15 protein-coding genes are annotated in these 14,774 nt (G+C 68.1%); 1 reads left to right on the plus strand and 14 read right to left on the minus strand.

Annotated elements, in window-relative coordinates; all coding sequences use genetic code 11:
* Positions 1–30 precede the first annotated feature (30 nt).
* The 11 genes from E9934_RS12675 to rplJ form a co-directional block, all read right to left on the minus strand.
* Complete coding sequence (locus tag E9934_RS12675) at positions 31–1,323, minus strand: MlaD family protein (RefSeq protein WP_136563243.1); 1,293 nt, start codon at positions 1,321–1,323, stop codon at positions 31–33.
* Complete coding sequence (locus E9934_RS12680; RefSeq protein WP_136563244.1) at positions 1,320–2,741, minus strand: MCE family protein; 1,422 nt, start codon at positions 2,739–2,741, stop codon at positions 1,320–1,322. The genes E9934_RS12675 and E9934_RS12680 overlap by 4 nt, the downstream gene beginning before the upstream one ends.
* A complete protein-coding gene (locus tag E9934_RS12685; RefSeq protein WP_136563245.1) occupies positions 2,738–3,880 on the minus strand; it encodes an MCE family protein in 1,143 nt (380 codons plus the stop codon). The genes E9934_RS12680 and E9934_RS12685 overlap by 4 nt, the downstream gene beginning before the upstream one ends.
* Positions 3,881–3,888: 8 nt before the next feature.
* Positions 3,889–4,866 carry an MCE family protein gene (locus E9934_RS12690; protein WP_136563246.1) on the minus strand — a complete coding sequence of 326 codons (978 nt, stop codon included), beginning with the start codon at positions 4,864–4,866 and terminating at the stop codon, positions 3,889–3,891.
* 11 nt (positions 4,867–4,877) lie between these two features.
* Positions 4,878–5,933 carry an MCE family protein gene (locus E9934_RS12695; protein WP_238694936.1) on the minus strand — a complete coding sequence of 352 codons (1,056 nt, stop codon included), beginning with the start codon at positions 5,931–5,933 and terminating at the stop codon, positions 4,878–4,880.
* A complete protein-coding gene (locus tag E9934_RS12700; RefSeq protein WP_136563247.1) occupies positions 5,933–7,195 on the minus strand; it encodes an MCE family protein in 1,263 nt (420 codons plus the stop codon). Before E9934_RS12700 ends, E9934_RS12695 begins: the two co-directional genes overlap by 1 nt.
* Before the next feature lie 4 nt (positions 7,196–7,199).
* Positions 7,200–8,027, minus strand: coding sequence for an MlaE family ABC transporter permease (locus tag E9934_RS12705; protein ID WP_136563248.1), 828 nt, complete (start codon positions 8,025–8,027; stop codon positions 7,200–7,202).
* Between the two features lie 14 nt (positions 8,028–8,041).
* Positions 8,042–8,824, minus strand: coding sequence for an MlaE family ABC transporter permease (locus tag E9934_RS12710; RefSeq protein ID WP_136563249.1), 783 nt, complete (start codon positions 8,822–8,824; stop codon positions 8,042–8,044).
* A gap of 17 nt (positions 8,825–8,841) precedes the next feature.
* On the minus strand, positions 8,842–9,804 hold the full coding sequence (locus E9934_RS12715) for an ABC transporter ATP-binding protein (protein WP_136563250.1): 963 nt from the start codon (positions 9,802–9,804) through the stop codon (positions 8,842–8,844).
* 273 nt (positions 9,805–10,077) lie between these two features.
* Complete coding sequence (rplL, locus tag E9934_RS12720) at positions 10,078–10,470, minus strand: 50S ribosomal protein L7/L12 (protein WP_136563251.1); 393 nt, start codon at positions 10,468–10,470, stop codon at positions 10,078–10,080.
* Positions 10,471–10,551: 81 nt separating this feature from the next.
* Entirely contained in the window at positions 10,552–11,226 is a 675-nt protein-coding gene (rplJ, locus tag E9934_RS12725; RefSeq protein ID WP_136563252.1) for a 50S ribosomal protein L10, read from the minus strand.
* Positions 11,227–11,517: 291 nt separating this feature from the next.
* On the opposite strand from rplJ, the gene E9934_RS12730 reads away from it, so the two are divergent.
* On the plus strand, positions 11,518–12,801 hold the full coding sequence (locus E9934_RS12730; RefSeq protein ID WP_238694937.1) for an aspartate aminotransferase type Ic: 1,284 nt from the start codon (positions 11,518–11,520) through the stop codon (positions 12,799–12,801).
* A gap of 85 nt (positions 12,802–12,886) precedes the next feature.
* Here E9934_RS12730 and rplA read toward each other — a convergent pair whose 3' ends face one another.
* From rplA to nusG, 3 genes are all read right to left on the minus strand, one after another.
* Entirely contained in the window at positions 12,887–13,606 is a 720-nt protein-coding gene (rplA, locus tag E9934_RS12735; RefSeq protein WP_136563254.1) for a 50S ribosomal protein L1, read from the minus strand.
* An 89-nt stretch (positions 13,607–13,695) separates the two neighbouring features.
* A complete protein-coding gene (gene rplK / locus E9934_RS12740) occupies positions 13,696–14,127 on the minus strand; it encodes a 50S ribosomal protein L11 (RefSeq protein ID WP_136563255.1) in 432 nt (143 codons plus the stop codon).
* A gap of 136 nt (positions 14,128–14,263) precedes the next feature.
* Positions 14,264–14,774, minus strand: a 511-nt coding sequence (gene nusG / locus E9934_RS12745; RefSeq protein ID WP_136563256.1) for a transcription termination/antitermination protein NusG, incomplete at its 5' end; no start/stop codon positions are given.

Below are 14,774 nucleotides of genomic sequence, written 5' to 3' on the forward strand. Positions count from 1 at the left end.
TCCCAGCCTCGGCGCCCGGTCATTCGCCGGTCAGTTCGCGAGCGGCGCGAGGTAGAGCCACTTCCACGAGTCCTGACCAAGCGACGCCGGGGCCACGCTACCCGTCGGCTGGTCGAGGTCCGCCGGGGCACCCCAGGTGAGCTCGCCGGTGGTCTCGTCATAGCTGGCGACGACCTCGGAGCTGTCATAGATGTCCGGCGCCACGCGCGGCAGGTTCTGCGGACCGCGCGGGTTGGACTTGGTGATCGCCTCGGTGCAGCCGACGCCGTCGGGCATCGGCGGGTTGTCGAAGCGCTCGGACTCCGGGTTGCGCCGGTCCTGGACGTAGCCGGCGTAGCACGGGGTCGCGGTCGGCGCGAGGACGAGACCGAAGTGGGCGTCCCAGTGGCCGCTGCCTCCGTCGGCCACGGACCGCTTGCCGACGACCACCTGCCCGGCGCCGACGGCGTAGGGATAGATGATCAGCATCTGCTGCAGCGCGGGCAGGTGCCGGACCACGACCTCGCCGGTGGCGACGAGGTTGGCGAGCAGCTCGCTCAGCTCGACGCCGTTCTGCTCAAGGAAGGTGCGCAGCTGCGTCGCGGCGACGGATCCGTTGTCGATGACCTTGCGCAGGTCGGCGTCCGACCCGGCGAGTGTCTCGGAGAAGAGCGACAGCTGGCTGGCGAAGGTCCGCAGCGAGGACTGGGTGGCGAGCTGACCCCGCAGCACGGTGTTGGCGTCGCGGATCAGCGCGGTGGTGATGTCGAAGTTCTCGTCGGCGGTCTCGATGAACGAGGTGCCGGTGTCGATGATCCGCTGCAGGTCGGGCCCGGTGCCGGCGAAGGCCTCCCCCAGCTCCTTGATCGTGGTCTCCAGCGCCTCGCGGTCGACGCTCGACACGGTCGCCGAGAGGTCGCCGAGCAGCTTCTCCGTGGCGATCGGAGTGGCGACGTCGTCGATCTCCGAGCCGTCCTCCAGGTAGGGGCCGTCGTCTACCTGGGGCTGGAGCTCGACGTACTGCTCGCCGACGGCGGAACGGTTGCCGACCAGCGCGATCGTGTCGGCGGGGATCTCGTCCCACTTGTTGTCGATCTCGAGCTCGACGTCGACGCCCTCGTCGGTGAGCACCAGGTCACCGACCGTGCCGATGCCGACGCCGCGGTAGGTGACCTCGGCACCGGTGAAGATGCCGCCCGACTCCGGGTAGTGCGCGATCACCGTGTAGCTGCGGTCGATCACCAACCGGTCGAGCTTGGCGTAGCGGGCACCGACGAACGAGACGCCCACGAGGGTGATCACTGCGAAGACGATCAGCTGGATCCGGGTACGCCGGGTGATCATCGCGTCCCTCCCTTCGCAGCGACGAGCGGTCGGCCGAAGATGCTGACCAGGTCGGTGTCATAGGTGTCGTCGAACGTGCGCCACATGTCGTCGGCCTGGGTGTCACCGCCGGGAGCGGGCCTGCTCAGTCCGCCGCCGTCGAGGACGCTGCCGAGCAGGTCGGAGATCGCACGGTTGCTGGTCGCCGCCTGTCCGCTCAGGCCACCGCACAGCAGCTTGACGGCCTGGCACACGTTGTCGATGAGGTAGCCGGGGAGCTTCGCGCAGGCTGCAGGGTCCGGCGGCGTCTTCAGGCACGACTGCAGTGTCTTCGTGACCCCGGAGCACAGGTCCTTGAGGTCGATCAGGTCGTCGAGCGGCGAGTCCGGCAGCTCGTTGACCGGGATGCAGACCAGGTCGGGGATGCCGAGGTTGCCCACGTCGAGCTGCAGGTCCACCGACAGGTTGACGTAGTCGCCCATGTGCAGGTTGGCGGCCACCACCGGGTCGCGGCCCACGGCCTCGTCGATGAACGGGTAGGTGAGGAAGGTGCTGAATCCGTTGACGAAGTCGTCGCCGGCCTTGGCGAGGTTGAAGAGGATCGGGTTGAGCGCCTCGAGCGAGTTGATCGTGCTCGTCTTGGTCGTCTTGATGACCCGCACACCGACGTCGCTGAGCTCGGTGAGGCCCTCCAGCATGAGGACCAGGTCCTCGCGCTGACGATCGAGCGACTCAAGCGCGCTCGGCAGCTCCTCGAGCGCCAGGTCGATGCTGTCCTGGTGCTGGCGGGCGGTCACGGCGAGGTTGTTGATGGCGTCGATGGCGTCGACGATGTCCTGCTTGCGGTCGGACAGCTGGGAGACCAGCGACTCGACCTGGGTCAGGACCGACTTCGCCGAGTCCTCCCGGCCCTCGAGGGCCAGGTTGAGCTCGCCGGCGATCGTCTTCAGCTGGGCCACCCCACCACCGTTGAGGACCAGGCTCAGAGCACCCAGCACTTCCTCGACCTCGGGGTTGCGGCCGCCGTTCTCGATGACGTCGCCGTCGGAGAGCTGTCCCTGACCGCCCGTGCTGGGCGAGGCCAACGAGACGAACTTCTCGCCGAGCAGGCTGGTCTGGCGGATCGAGGCGATCGGGTTGTCGGGAAGGTCGACGTCGTTGCGGAGCTCCAGGGTGACCACGGCCTCGTAGCCGTCCAGCCGCACCTCGGTCACCTGGCCCACCGCGACGTCGTTGACCCGCACCGAGGACTTGGGGACGAGGTCGAGGACGTCGGCGAACTCCACCGTCACCTCGATCGGGTCGTCCCCGACGTCGGCGCCACCCGGCAGCGGGAGCTCGTAGACGTCGAAGTCACAGGCGCTGAGCATCGCCATGCCGAGCAACAGTGCGACCGTCGTACGGAACCGTGAGCGCAGGGTGGTCAGGGGTCGGCTCATCGCTGCGCCTCCACGAATCCGGCCAGCGACGGATCGAACGGACTGTTCCACGCACCCGATCCGAACGCCGACGCGCGCGGCAGGATGCCCTCGAGGATCCCGCACAGCGAGCCGTTCTTGTCAGCGGGCGCGATCAGGGCGCACACCGTGTCCGCAGGGTGGGTGAGCAGCTCGTGGGCCAGGTTGCCGAGGTTGGCGTTGGTGTCGAGCGTGCCGTCGGCGGGGTTGTAGGTGTGGAAGAGGTTCGTCAGCGCGAGCGGACCCGCCTGCAGGATCTCGTCGAGGGCAGCCCGCTGCCGGACCAGGACCTTGGCGACCCGGTTGACGTCGCGGATGTTGCGACCGAGCACGGCCCTGTTCTCCTTGACGAAGCGGGCGACCTGGTCGAGCGCGACGCCCAGGGTCTGCAGGGCCGTCGTCAGCTCCTGGCGCTCGTCGGCGAGAAGTGACGACACACTGCCGAGCGAGCGGTTGAAGTCACGCACCGTCGTGTCGTTCTCGGCGAGGGTCTCGATGAACGCCTCCAGCTGCGCGGTGGAGTCGAACAGCTCGTCCTTGTTGTTGTCCAGAGTCTCGCTGAGCCGACCGAAGTCCTCGATCGTCTGGTGGAACTGCTCGCCCTGACCGCCGAAGTTCTTCGCCGTCTGCTCGAGCAGGTCCGTGAGCGCACCCTCCTTGTTGGCGCCCTCGGGGCCGAGGGCGACGGTGAGCTTGTCGATGCTGGAGTAGATCTCGTCCAGCTCGAGCGGGATCGCGGTCTTGTCGTTCTCGATGACCGTGTTGTCGGCCATCACGTCCCCGGACTCGTAGGCCGGGGTGAGCTGGACGTAGCGGTCACCCACCACGGACGGCGAGACGATCACCGCGTCCGCGTCGGCGGGGATCTCCACGTCCTCGTCGTAGGACATGACGACCTTGACCTGCTGGCCCTCCGGGACGACCTCGTCGACCTGACCGACCCGGATGCCCAGGACCCGGACGTCGCTGCCTTCATAGACCGACACGGCACGTGGGAAGTAGGCCGTCACGGTCTTGGTGCCGCCGCCGCTGCCGAACATCCAGACCAGGGCAGCCGCGATCAGCGCGCCGATCACGACCAGCGGGACCCAGCGGCGCAGCCCGCCCGCAGCAGCAGTCATCGTGGTGCTCATCCGATCCCCACCCCCGGTCCGGGCACCGGCGGCAGGTTGAAGATGTAGGTGTCGAACCAGGGCCCGGTGCCGAGCGTGCTGGCGAAGACCCGGTAGAACGGCGCCATCGTGTGGATCGCGTCCTCGAGGTTGTCCTCGTTCTTGTTGATCACCTTGAGCACCGAGTCGAGCTGGGTGAGCGCCGGGTTGAGGTCGGCACGGCTCTCCTTGATGAGCCCGGTCAGTGTCGTGCTCAGCGTCGTCGTCGAGCGGAGCAACCGGTTGATCTGCGCCTTGCGTCCGACCAGCGCACGGAAGAGCGAGTCGGCGTCGCCCATGAGGTCGACGATGTCCTCGTCGCGGGCGTCGAGCACCGTCGAGACCCGGTTGAGGTTCTGGAGCAGCGAGTTGATCTCGGAGTCGCGGGAGGCGATCACCTCCGACAACGCCGAGACGCCGTCGAGCGCGGCCCGGAACTCCTCGGGCGTGTTGCGGGTCAGGTCGGCGAGCGTGGTCAACGACGCCGCCAACTGGTCGGTGTCGATGTCCGCCGACGTCTCGGCCAGGCCCGTGAAGGCCTCCACGACGTCGTAGGGCGAGGTGGTGCGGTCCACCGGGATGGTCGCGCCCTCGGCCATCTGGCCCTCGCCGCCCGGGACGAGGGCGAGGTACATCGAGCCGAGGATCGTCTTGACCCGGATGTCGGCCTGCGTCTGGTCGCCGAACTCGGCGTCGGTCTTGAGCTTGAAGCCCACCTTGACCGAGTTGCCGTCGAGCTCCATCGAGGTGACCTGCCCGACGCGGACGCCGGCGATGCGGACCTCGTCCTTGACCTTCAGCCCACCGGCCTCCGCGAACGACGCGTAGTAGGTGTCACCGGCGCCGATCAACGGCAGGTCCTGGGCCCGCAGCGCGGCGGTCAGGCCGAGCAGCAGGACGGTGATGCTGACGAGCCCGATGATCACCGGGTTCCGCTCACGGAAGGGCTTGCTCATGTCGACTCACCTCATCCCAACGTGCAGCGGTCGGCGCCGACGGCGTACTGCGCCGCGACGGGTTGCGGGAGGCCGGGAACCTTGATGGTCGCCTTGAAGTGACACAGGTAGAAGTTGAACCACGAGCCATAGATGGCGGTCCGGCCGATCTTGGTCAGCTTGATCGGCAGCACCTGGAGGCCGCGGTCGATCTCCTTCCGGTTCCGGTTGAGGTTGGTCGCGACCTTCCGCAGCTCCTTGATGTCCTGGACGAACGGATCCTTCAGGTCCGTGACCAGGCCAGCCGTCTGGACGGAGAGGTCGGAGATCGAGTCGAGCGAGGAGAGGATCGCCTCACGGTCGTCGTTGAGGCCGCCGATCAGGCTGCGGAAGCTGTCGATCAGCTGCGTCAGCTGGTCGTCGCGGTCCGCGACGTGGTCGAGGACGTAGTCCAGGTTCTCCAGCAGGTCACCGATCACCTTGTCCCGGGTCGCGAGCGTCTGCGTGACGCTGGCGGTGCTGGACAACAGGCTCTCGACCGTGCCGCCCTCACCCTGGAACACCTGGACGATCTCGTAGGAGAGGGTGTTGATGTCGTCCGGCGAGAGCGCCTGGAACAACGGCTTGAAGCCGTTGAAGAGCACCGTCAGGTCCAGCGCCGGCGTCGTGCGGGCGACCGGGATCATCTCGCCCTCACCGAGCACCGTGGCCTCCCCGCCGTCCTGGGTCAGGGAGATGTAACGCTGTCCGATCAGGTTGCGGTACTTGATGGTCGCATGGGTCGACTCGTCGATCCGGGTGTCGGTGTCGACCTTGAAGGTGACCAGCGCTCGCTCCGGCTGGCCCTCCTTGCTGACGATCTCCACGTCATCGACCGTGCCGACCTTGACGCCCGCGATGCGGATGTCGTCGCCCTTGTTGACGCCTGTCGCGTCGACGAACTCGGCGGTGTACTCCTTCGTGCTGCCGAAGGACAGGTTGCCGATCGTGATGATGAGGACGCCCGTGGCGAGGGCCGTGGTCACCATGAAGACGACCAGTCGGAGCAGGTCGCCGCTGGTGCGCTTGTCCAGTCCGCGGATGCCCATCACGCACCTCCCCCTGCGATCAACGGTGCCGCGAGCAGCACGTTGAGGTCCGAGCTGCCGCCGTCGGCGTAGTCCTGCTCGAGCAGGCCACGCAGAGCCGTGACGTCGTCGGGCGTGACCGCGACACCGGGTGCCGTGCGCAGGTTGCCCTTGCCGGTGTCACCCTGGACGCCGGTGTCGAGGTGCGGCAGCGGCGGATACGGGTTCTGCTGGCTGTAGGGCAGGTCCGGCAGACCGAGGCAGTCCGGGCCGCGGGTCTCGCCGAAGATCGGCGCGTCGGCCGCGGTGTACTTGCGCGGCTGGTCCTTGAGGGTCTCGAGCACGATGTGCAGCTCGAACCCGCGGAAGGCCTCGGCCAGGCGTCCCTGTGCCTTGACGATGCCCGCCGACATGCACGGGATGGTCGAGGAGTAGCGGGCCACCAGGCGCAGGATCGGCGTGCTGAGCTCACCCGCGCGCCGCAGCCGCTCGGCGTTGGCGTCCAGGAAGTCGCGGGCGGTGCTGGAGAAGCTGCGGATGTCGCGCAGCGTCGCGGTCAGCTGGGCCTCGCGCTCCTCGAGCGTGCCGGTGGTCGTCACGGTGTTCTCGAGGATCTGCGCCACCTCCGGCAGGATCTCGGCGTAGGTCGTCGACACCTGGGCGGTGAGCTTCAGGTCCTCCAGCAGAGCCGGGATCTGCGGGTTGAGTCGCTTGAGGTAGGAGTCGACGACCTCGAGGTTCTCACCCAGCAGCTCGCCACGGCCCTCGAGCGCGGTCGCGAGCGCCGTCAGCGTCGCGTTGAGGTCGGCGGGACGGACGGTGCGCAGCAACGGGTACAGGTCGGAGAGCACCTCCTCCAGCTCGGTGCTGACCTCGGTGCGGTCGATCGTCGCACCGACCTGGATGGCGCCGTCAGGCCCCGACTCGGGGACGACGAGGGAGACGTACTTCTCGCCGAAGAGCGTCTTCGGGACGATCGACCCGGTGACGTTGGCGGGGATCAGGTCCCGCTTGTCGGGGTAGATGCCGAGCGTCAGCACGGCGCCCTCACCCCGGCCGCCTCCCGACTCGGCCGAGAGCACCTCACCGACGATGACGCCACGGACCTTGACGTCCGCACGGGTGGGCAGCTGCAGGCCGATCGTCGAGGTCCGCAGGGTCACCTCGTCGTAGTCGGTGAACTTCTTGGTGAAGGTGGCGTAGGTCAGCCACACACCCAGCAGGAGCAGGGCGACGAAGACGACGCCGAGCGTCTTGTGGGCCGCGAGGATTCGGTTGCTCATGTCGTCACCCCGCCAGCCTGACGGTGGTCGAGGCTCCCCAGATCGCCATCGAGAGGAAGAGGTCGATCACGTTGATCGCCACGATGCTGGTCCGCACGGCGCGGCCGACGGCGACGCCCACGCCCGCCGGACCGCCGGAAGCGGTGTAGCCGTGGTAGCAGTGGATCAGGATCACGACCACCGCGAACACCAGCACCTTGCCGAACGACCACAGGACGTCGCCGGGTGGCAGGAATTGGTTGAAGTAATGGTCATAGGTGCCCGACGACTGACCGTAGATCTGGGTGACCACCAGCCTGCTCGCGACGTACGACGACAGCAGGCCGACCACGTAGAGCGGGATGATCGCGATCAGGCCGCCGATGACGCGGGTCGTCACGAGGAACTGCATCGACGGGATCGCCATGACCTCGACCGCGTCGATCTCCTCGGAGATCCGCATGGCGCCGAGCTGCGCGGTGAAGCCGCAGCCGACGGTCGCGGCCAACGCGATGCCGGCGACCAGCGGGGCGATCTCGCGGGTGTTGAAGTAGGCGGAGACGAAGCCGGCGAAGGCAGCCGTACCGAGCTGGTTGAGCGCCGCATAGCCGGACAGTCCGACCTGGGCGCCGGTGAAGAAGGTCATGCCGATGATGACGCCGACCGTGCCGCCGATGACGGCGAGCGCACCCGAGCCGAGGGTGACCTCGGCCAGGATCCGCAGGATCTCCCGCGGGTAGCGCTTGACCGACCGGGGCAGGGCGAGCAGGACCTTCAGGTAGAAGGAGAGCTCGTGACCCAGCGTGTCGAGGCCCTTCATGGGCCGTTCGTAGATCGCCTTGATGCCAGCCATGGTGATATGCCGCCTCAGCCCGTCTTCGGGGGCACGAGTTGGAGATAGATCGTGCTCAGGGTGAAGTTGACGACGAACAGGAGCAGGAACGTGATGACCACGGATTCATTGACCGCGTCGCCCACGCCCTTCGGCCCGCCCGCCGCGTTCATGCCCTTGTAGGCCGCGACGATCGCTGCGATGAGTCCGAAGATGAGGGCCTTGACCATGCCGATCCACACGTCCGGCAGCTGTGCGAGAGCGGTGAAGCTGGCGAGGTAGGCGCCCGGCGTGCCGTCCTGGAGGATGACGTTGAAGACGTAGCCGCCGCCGACGCCGACGACGCTGACCATCCCGTTGAGGAAGACCGCGACCAGCATGCAGGCGAGCACCCGCGGGACGACGAGGCGCTGGATCGGGTCGATGCCCAGCACCATCATCGCGTCCAGCTCCTCGCGGATCTTGCGCGCGCCGAGGTCGGCGGCGATGGCCGAGCCGCCGGCACCAGCGATGAGGAGAGCGGTGGCGATCGGGCCGGCCTGCTGGATGACCGCGAGGACGGACGCGGAGCCGGTGAAGGACTGCGCGCCGAACTGCTTGATCAGGCCACCGACCTGCAGCGCGATGACCGCGCCGAAGGGGATCGCCACCAGAGCCGTCGGGATGATCGTGACCGACGCGATGAACCATGCCTGCTGGATGAACTCACGGGTCTGGAACGGGCGGCGGAACAGTCCCCGCCCCACGTCGAGTGCGAAGGCGAAGAGATTTCCAGCCGTCCCGACAGGCCGGAGGATCCTGGCTGCTGTCAGAGACATTGGGGGATGCGCTCCGGTCAGTGCTGCTGGGATCCGCTGGCGTGCTCGGCTTCCTTGGTGAAGGAGCCCGGCGGCGGGGTGATGCCGTTGTCGCGGCACCACGCACCCGGAGCCCGCTGGGCCCGACGCGGGATGCCGTTGGACGGCTCGAGCTGCAGCGGGATCGGCGGCAGCGGCGGCAGGCTCAGGTCCTTCTCCGCGGCCAGCTGGTCGGCGTCCTTCTCCTCCGACATGCCGATCGGGCCGACCGTCTGGGCGTTCAGGAACTGACGCACCACCGGCTCGTCGGAGCTCAGCAGCATCTCACGCGGCCCGTACATCGCCAGGTGCTTGTGGTAGAGCAGACCGATCTGGTCCGGCACGACCCGCACCGAGTGCACGTCGTGGGTCACGATCAGGAAGGTCGCGTCGATCTGCGCGTTGAGGTCGACGAAGAGCTGATTGATGAACGACGTGCGCACCGGGTCCAGACCCGAGTCGGGCTCGTCGATCAGCAGGATCTCGGGGTCCAGCACCAGCGCGCGGGCCAGACCGGCGCGCTTGCGCATGCCACCGGAGATCTCGCCGGGCAGCTTCATCTCCGCGCCCAGCAGACCCACCAGGTCCATCTTCTCCATGACGATGTCACGGATGTCGGACTCCGACTTCTTCGTGTGCTCGCGCAACGGGAACGCCACGTTGTCGTAGAGGTTCATGGAGCCGAACATCGCGCCGTCCTGGAACAGCACACCGAACAGCTTGCGGACCTCGTAGAGCTCCTTCTCGGAGCACGTGGCGATGTCGGTGCCCTCGATCACGATCGAGCCCTCGTCAGGCTTGATCAAGCCGATGAGCGCCTTGAGGAACACGGACTTGCCGGTGCCGGACGGGCCGAGCATCACGGAGATCTCACCTGCCGGCAGCGTGAGCGTCACGCCCTTCCAGATCAGCTGCTTGCCGAACTGCTTCGTCAGGTTCGTCACTGCTACGTCGACGCCCATGTTGCCTTCTTCCTACGTCCGCTGAGCCGGCCCGTGCTGCGTGGGAACAACGCAGGCACGTGGCGCACGTTACGCGGTATCCGTGGGACGCGTCACGCCAACTCGACTATCGAGACCCGGAAAGTACTAGCGGGTAGCACTGGCGTCAACGTCCGCGAGTAGCCACGGCGCCACCACGCGGACCCGCGCGAGCACCCGGTGCCGAAAAAGACACGACCGGCAGAGCGCAGTGCGCTCTGCCGGTCGCGGAAGCTGACGGGTGTCAGCGAGGTGTCACTTGAGGGTGACGGTGGCGCCGGCGCCCTCGAGGGACTCCTTGGCCTTGTCAGCCGTCTCCTTGTTGACCTTCTCGAGGATCGCCTTCGGGGCGCCCTCGACGAGGTCCTTGGCCTCCTTGAGACCGAGGGAGGTCAGCGCACGGACCTCCTTGATGACGTTGATCTTCTTGTCGCCAGCGGACTCGAGGATGACGTCGAACTCGTCCTGCGCAGCGGCGTCGTCGCCACCCGCAGCGGCACCGCCGGCGGCGGGCGCGGCGGCAACGGCAACGGGAGCGGCGGCGGTGACGCCGAAGGTCTCCTCGAACTGCTTCACGAACTCGGAGAGCTCGATGAGGGTCATCTCCTTGAACGCGTCGAGGAGCTCGTCGGTGGTGAGCTTCGCCATGGTGGCGTGTCCTTTCTCAGTTGGCCTGCGTGCGTACGTCGCGCGCGGGCCGGGGTTTCAGGTGGTGGTGTCGCCGCGGCCTCAGGCCTCGGCGGTGTCGCCCTCGTCAGAGGCGGCCTCGGCTGCGGGCTCCTCAGGAGCCGCCTCCTCGGCGGGTGCCTCGTCGGCGGGGGCCTCGGCGGCAGCCGGAGCCTCCTCGGCGGCGACCGGCGTGCCGGCACCACCTGCGAGGATCGAGGGGTCCTCCTGCGCCTTCGCCTCCAGGGCGCCGGCGAGCCGGGCAGCCTGGGCGAGCGGGGCGTTGAGGAGGTAGACGGCCTGGCTGAGCGAAGCGAGCATCGCGCCCGCGAGCTTGCCCAGGAGCACCTCGCGCGACTCGAGATCGGCCAGCTTGGCGATCTCCTTCGCGTCGAGGAGCGCGCCGTCGAGAACGCCACCCTTGATGACCAGGGTGGGGTTCGCCTTGGCAAAGTCACGCAGACCCTTGGCGGCCTCGACGACATCGCCCTTGATGAAGGCGATAGCGGTCGGACCGGTGAGGAGCTCGTCGAAGCCCTCGATGCCCGCCTCCTTGGCGGCGAGCTTGGCCAGCGTGTTCTTGACCACGGCGTAGTTGGCGTTCGCACCGAGGGAGCGGCGAAGGTCCTGCAGCTCCTTGACGGTGAGACCGCGGTACTCGGTCAGCACAGCGCCTGCGGACTCGCTGAACGACTCAGCGATCTCCGCGACGGCGGCCTGCTTGTCTGCCCGCGCCATGGGTCTCCTTCCGGATGGTGACCACCGACGTCGACTCCGGAAAGACGAACGCCCCGAGCGCAGGCGCTCAGGGCGTGGAGTCCGGTCTCGCGACCGGTTCTCTGCTCTGATCCCCTGCGCAGGCCGTCCGCTTCGCGGATCCTTCGGTCCGGGCTGAGGCAGCTCGGACAACCGGCGGTCTAAAGGTTTCGTCGAGAAGACTACGGCGGCCTGCGCCCGGCGACAAAATCGCCGACCGACTGTGCGCGGACCGGCGGCCCGGCGCTGCGCCCGATGCGGCACGATGGACCCGTGACCAGCCAGACGCCACTGTCCGCCCTGTCCGCCGACGACCTCGCCGCGCGCCTGACGACGGTGCGCGCCGACTACGACGCCCTCAAGGAGCGGGGGCTGAAGCTGGACCTGACCCGCGGCAAGCCTGGCTCCGACCAGCTCGACCTGTCCAACGGCCTGCTCGACCTGCCCAGCGGCCTCAAGGACGCCGCCGGCACCGACGTGCGCAACTACGGCGGGCTCGACGGCCTGGCCGAGCTGCGCGCGATCTTCGCCGACCTGCTCGGCGTCGACGCCGCGGCCGTGGTGTGCGGCGGCAACTCGAGCCTGACGATGATGCACCAGGTCCTCACGGCGCTCCTGCTCAAGGGCGGACCCGACTCGCCGCGGCCGTGGTCGCAGGAGCCGGTCGTGAAGTTCGTGTGCCCCGTGCCCGGCTACGACCGCCACTTCACGATGCTCGCCGAGCTCGGCATCGAGATGGTGACGGTCCCCATGAACGCCGACGGACCCGATGTCGAGGCGGTCCGCGCCCTGGTCGCCGACGACCCGAGCGTCAAGGGCATGTGGATCGTGCCGACCTACGCCAACCCGACCGGGGCGGTCTGCTCCACCGAGGTCGCGGCCGAGCTGATGGCGATGCCCACGGCTGCGCCGGACTTCAGGATCCTGTGGGACAACGCCTATGCCGTGCACCACCTGACCGGTGAGGAGATCAAGAGCGCGGACGCCCTCGGGCTCGCCTCCGCCTCCGGGCACCCCAACCGTCCGATCGTCTTCGCCTCCACCTCGAAGATCACCTTCGCGGGAGCCGGTGTCGCCGCGCTGGCCGCGTCGCCCGAGAACCGGGCGTGGTACCTCGAGCGTCTCGGCTTCGCCTCGATCGGCCCCGACAAGGTCAACCACCTGCGCCACATCGAGTTCTTCGGCGACGCCGACGGCGTGCGGGCACACATGCGCAGGCATCGCGACCTGATCGCGCCGAAGTTCGACGCGGTGGAGGAGGCCCTCTCCGGTCGCCTGAGCGGCCTCGACATCGCCGAGTGGACGGTTCCGAGCGGCGGCTACTTCGTCAACCTCGACGTCCTCGACGGCACCGCCTCGCGCGTGGTCGCCCTCGCCAAGGAGGCCGGGATCGCGCTGACCCCCGCCGGATCCGCCTTCCCGCACGGCGACGACCCGCGCGATCGCAACATCCGCCTCGCGCCCACCTTCCCGGTGCTCGCCGAGGTCGAGGCCGCGATGGCCGGCGTGGCGGTCTGCGTGGAGCTGGCGGCGCTGGAGTCACTCGCCCGCGACTGAGGCGCGAAGCCGCGGACAACGACGAAGCCCCCGCTCACCTGTGCAGGTGACCGGGGGCTTCGTCGTACGGTGCGGTGCGCCTGGATCAGGCGGGCGCGTCATCCTCGACCGCGACGTTCTTGACGCGGTTGGGGTCGACCTGGACGCCGGGGCCCATGGTCGTGGAGACGGTGACCTTCTTGAGGTAGCGGCCCTTGGAACTCGACGGCTTGAGACGCAGGACCTCCTCCAACGCGGCGGCGTAGTTCTCGGCGAGCGCCTGCTCGGAGAAGGAGGCCTTGCCGATGATGAAGTGGAGGTTCGAGTGCCGGTCGACCCGGAACTCGATCTTTCCGCCCTTGATGTCCGAGACGGCCTTGGCCGGGTCGGGGGTGACGGTGCCGACCTTGGGGTTCGGCATGAGGCCACGGGGACCGAGCACGCGACCGAGGCGGCCGACCTTGCCCATCAGGTCCGGGGTCGCGACCACGGCGTCGAAGTCGGTCCAGCCGCCCGCGACCTTGTCGATCAGCTCGTCTCCACCAACGAAGTCGGCGCCGGCCTCACGAGCGGCCTCGGCCTTGTCGGCCACCGCGAACACGAGGACGCGGGCGGTCTTGCCCGTGCCGTGCGGCAGGTTGACGGTGCCGCGCACCATCTGGTCCGCCTTGCGGGGGTCCACGCCGAGGCGGAACACGACGTCCACGGTCTCGTCGAACTTCTTCTTGCTGCTGTTCTTCGCGATCTTGATCGCGGCGAGCGGCGCGTAGAGCTCGTTCTTGTCGAACGTCTCCGCAGCCGCGCGGTAGGTCTTGCTGCGCTGCATGGTCATCTCTTTCGCTTGCGGATCCCGCGACGGGCGCGATCTCCGGGAGTGGTGTGGTCAGCGGGCCAGCGCGGCCCTTCCACGGTGGTTCAGCCGTCGATGGTGACGCCCATGGAGCGCGCAGTGCCCTCCACGATCAGCATGGCGGCGTCGATGTCGTTGGCGTTGAGGTCGGGGAGCTTCGTCGTGGCGATCTCGCGCACCTGGTCCTTGGTCAGCTTGCCGACCTTCTCCTTGTGCGGGACGCCCGAGCCCTTCTTGAGGCCGGCGGCCTTCTTGATCAGCTCGGCGGCCGGCGGCGTCTTCGTGATGAAGTCGAAGGACCGGTCCTCGTAGATCGTGATCTCGACGGGGATGACGTTGCCGCGCATGGACTCGGTCTGGGCGTTGTAGGCCTTGCAGAAGTCCATGATGTTGACGCCGTGCGGACCGAGCGCGGTACCGACCGGCGGAGCCGGGGTGGCCGAGCCAGCCTGCAGCTGCACCTTGACCAGTGCGGCGATCTTCTTCTTGGGAGGCATTCCTCTATCTCTTTCTTCTCGTGGTCATGACGAGGCGTACGACGTACGCCCCTGCCACCGAACGTCACCCGTCGCAACGGGCAACCTCCCCATTCTGCGCTCGAGAGAGCAGGACGGGAAATCGTGGAGCGGGTGCTCAGACCCGCTGAATCTGGCTGAAGGACAGCTCGACCGGGGTCTCGCGACCGAAGATCTCGACGAGGGCCTTGACCCGCTGGGCCTCGGCGTTGATCTCGGTGATCGTCGCGTGCAGGGTCGCGAACGCCCCGTCGACGATGAGCACGGAGTCGTTGACGCCGAAGTCGGCGACCTCGATCGGCTTCTTGGTCGGCGTGACGGCGGTGCCACCGGCGCTCGCCGCAGCGGCCTCGGCCTGGGCGACGGCGGCCTCGACGACGGCCGGGGCCAGCATCTTCTCGACCTCGTCCATGCTCAGCGGCACGGGCTGGTGGCTGTGACCGACGAAGCCGGTGACCGACGGCGTGTGCCGCACGGCGGCCCAGGACTCATCGGTGAGGTCCATGCGGACCAGGACGTAACCGGGGAGAACGGTGCGCTTGACCATCTTGCGCTGGCCGTTCTTGATCTCCGCGACCTCCTCGGTGGGGACCACGATCTCGTGGATGTAGTCCTCCATGTTGAGGGAG

The sequence above is a fragment of the Nocardioides caeni genome (assembly GCF_004912195.1).
Lineage (GTDB): Bacteria > Actinomycetota > Actinomycetes > Propionibacteriales > Nocardioidaceae > Nocardioides > Nocardioides caeni.

What these genes read in the sequence shown, in the direction of transcription:
- E9934_RS12680 (WP_136563244.1), bottom strand. Translation starts at nt 2,741, where the DNA reads ATGAGCCGACCCCTGACCACCCTGCGCTCACGGTTCCGTACGACGGTC.
- rplA (WP_136563254.1), bottom strand. Translation starts at nt 13,606, where the DNA reads ATGCAGCGCAGCAAGACCTACCGCGCGGCTGCGGAGACGTTCGACAAG.
- rplJ (WP_136563252.1), bottom strand. Translation starts at nt 11,226, where the DNA reads ATGGCGCGGGCAGACAAGCAGGCCGCCGTCGCGGAGATCGCTGAGTCG.
- E9934_RS12710 (WP_136563249.1), bottom strand. Translation starts at nt 8,824, where the DNA reads ATGTCTCTGACAGCAGCCAGGATCCTCCGGCCTGTCGGGACGGCTGGA.
- E9934_RS12700 (WP_136563247.1), bottom strand. Translation starts at nt 7,195, where the DNA reads ATGAGCAACCGAATCCTCGCGGCCCACAAGACGCTCGGCGTCGTCTTC.
- rplL (WP_136563251.1), bottom strand. Translation starts at nt 10,470, where the DNA reads ATGGCGAAGCTCACCACCGACGAGCTCCTCGACGCGTTCAAGGAGATG.
- rplK (WP_136563255.1), bottom strand. Translation starts at nt 14,127, where the DNA reads ATGCCTCCCAAGAAGAAGATCGCCGCACTGGTCAAGGTGCAGCTGCAG.
- E9934_RS12715 (WP_136563250.1), bottom strand. Translation starts at nt 9,804, where the DNA reads ATGGGCGTCGACGTAGCAGTGACGAACCTGACGAAGCAGTTCGGCAAG.
- E9934_RS12705 (WP_136563248.1), bottom strand. Translation starts at nt 8,027, where the DNA reads ATGGCTGGCATCAAGGCGATCTACGAACGGCCCATGAAGGGCCTCGAC.
- E9934_RS12685 (WP_136563245.1), bottom strand. Translation starts at nt 3,880, where the DNA reads ATGACTGCTGCTGCGGGCGGGCTGCGCCGCTGGGTCCCGCTGGTCGTG.
- E9934_RS12675 (WP_136563243.1), bottom strand. Translation starts at nt 1,323, where the DNA reads ATGATCACCCGGCGTACCCGGATCCAGCTGATCGTCTTCGCAGTGATC.
- E9934_RS12695 (WP_238694936.1), bottom strand. Translation starts at nt 5,933, where the DNA reads ATGGGCATCCGCGGACTGGACAAGCGCACCAGCGGCGACCTGCTCCGA.
- E9934_RS12690 (WP_136563246.1), bottom strand. Translation starts at nt 4,866, where the DNA reads ATGAGCAAGCCCTTCCGTGAGCGGAACCCGGTGATCATCGGGCTCGTC.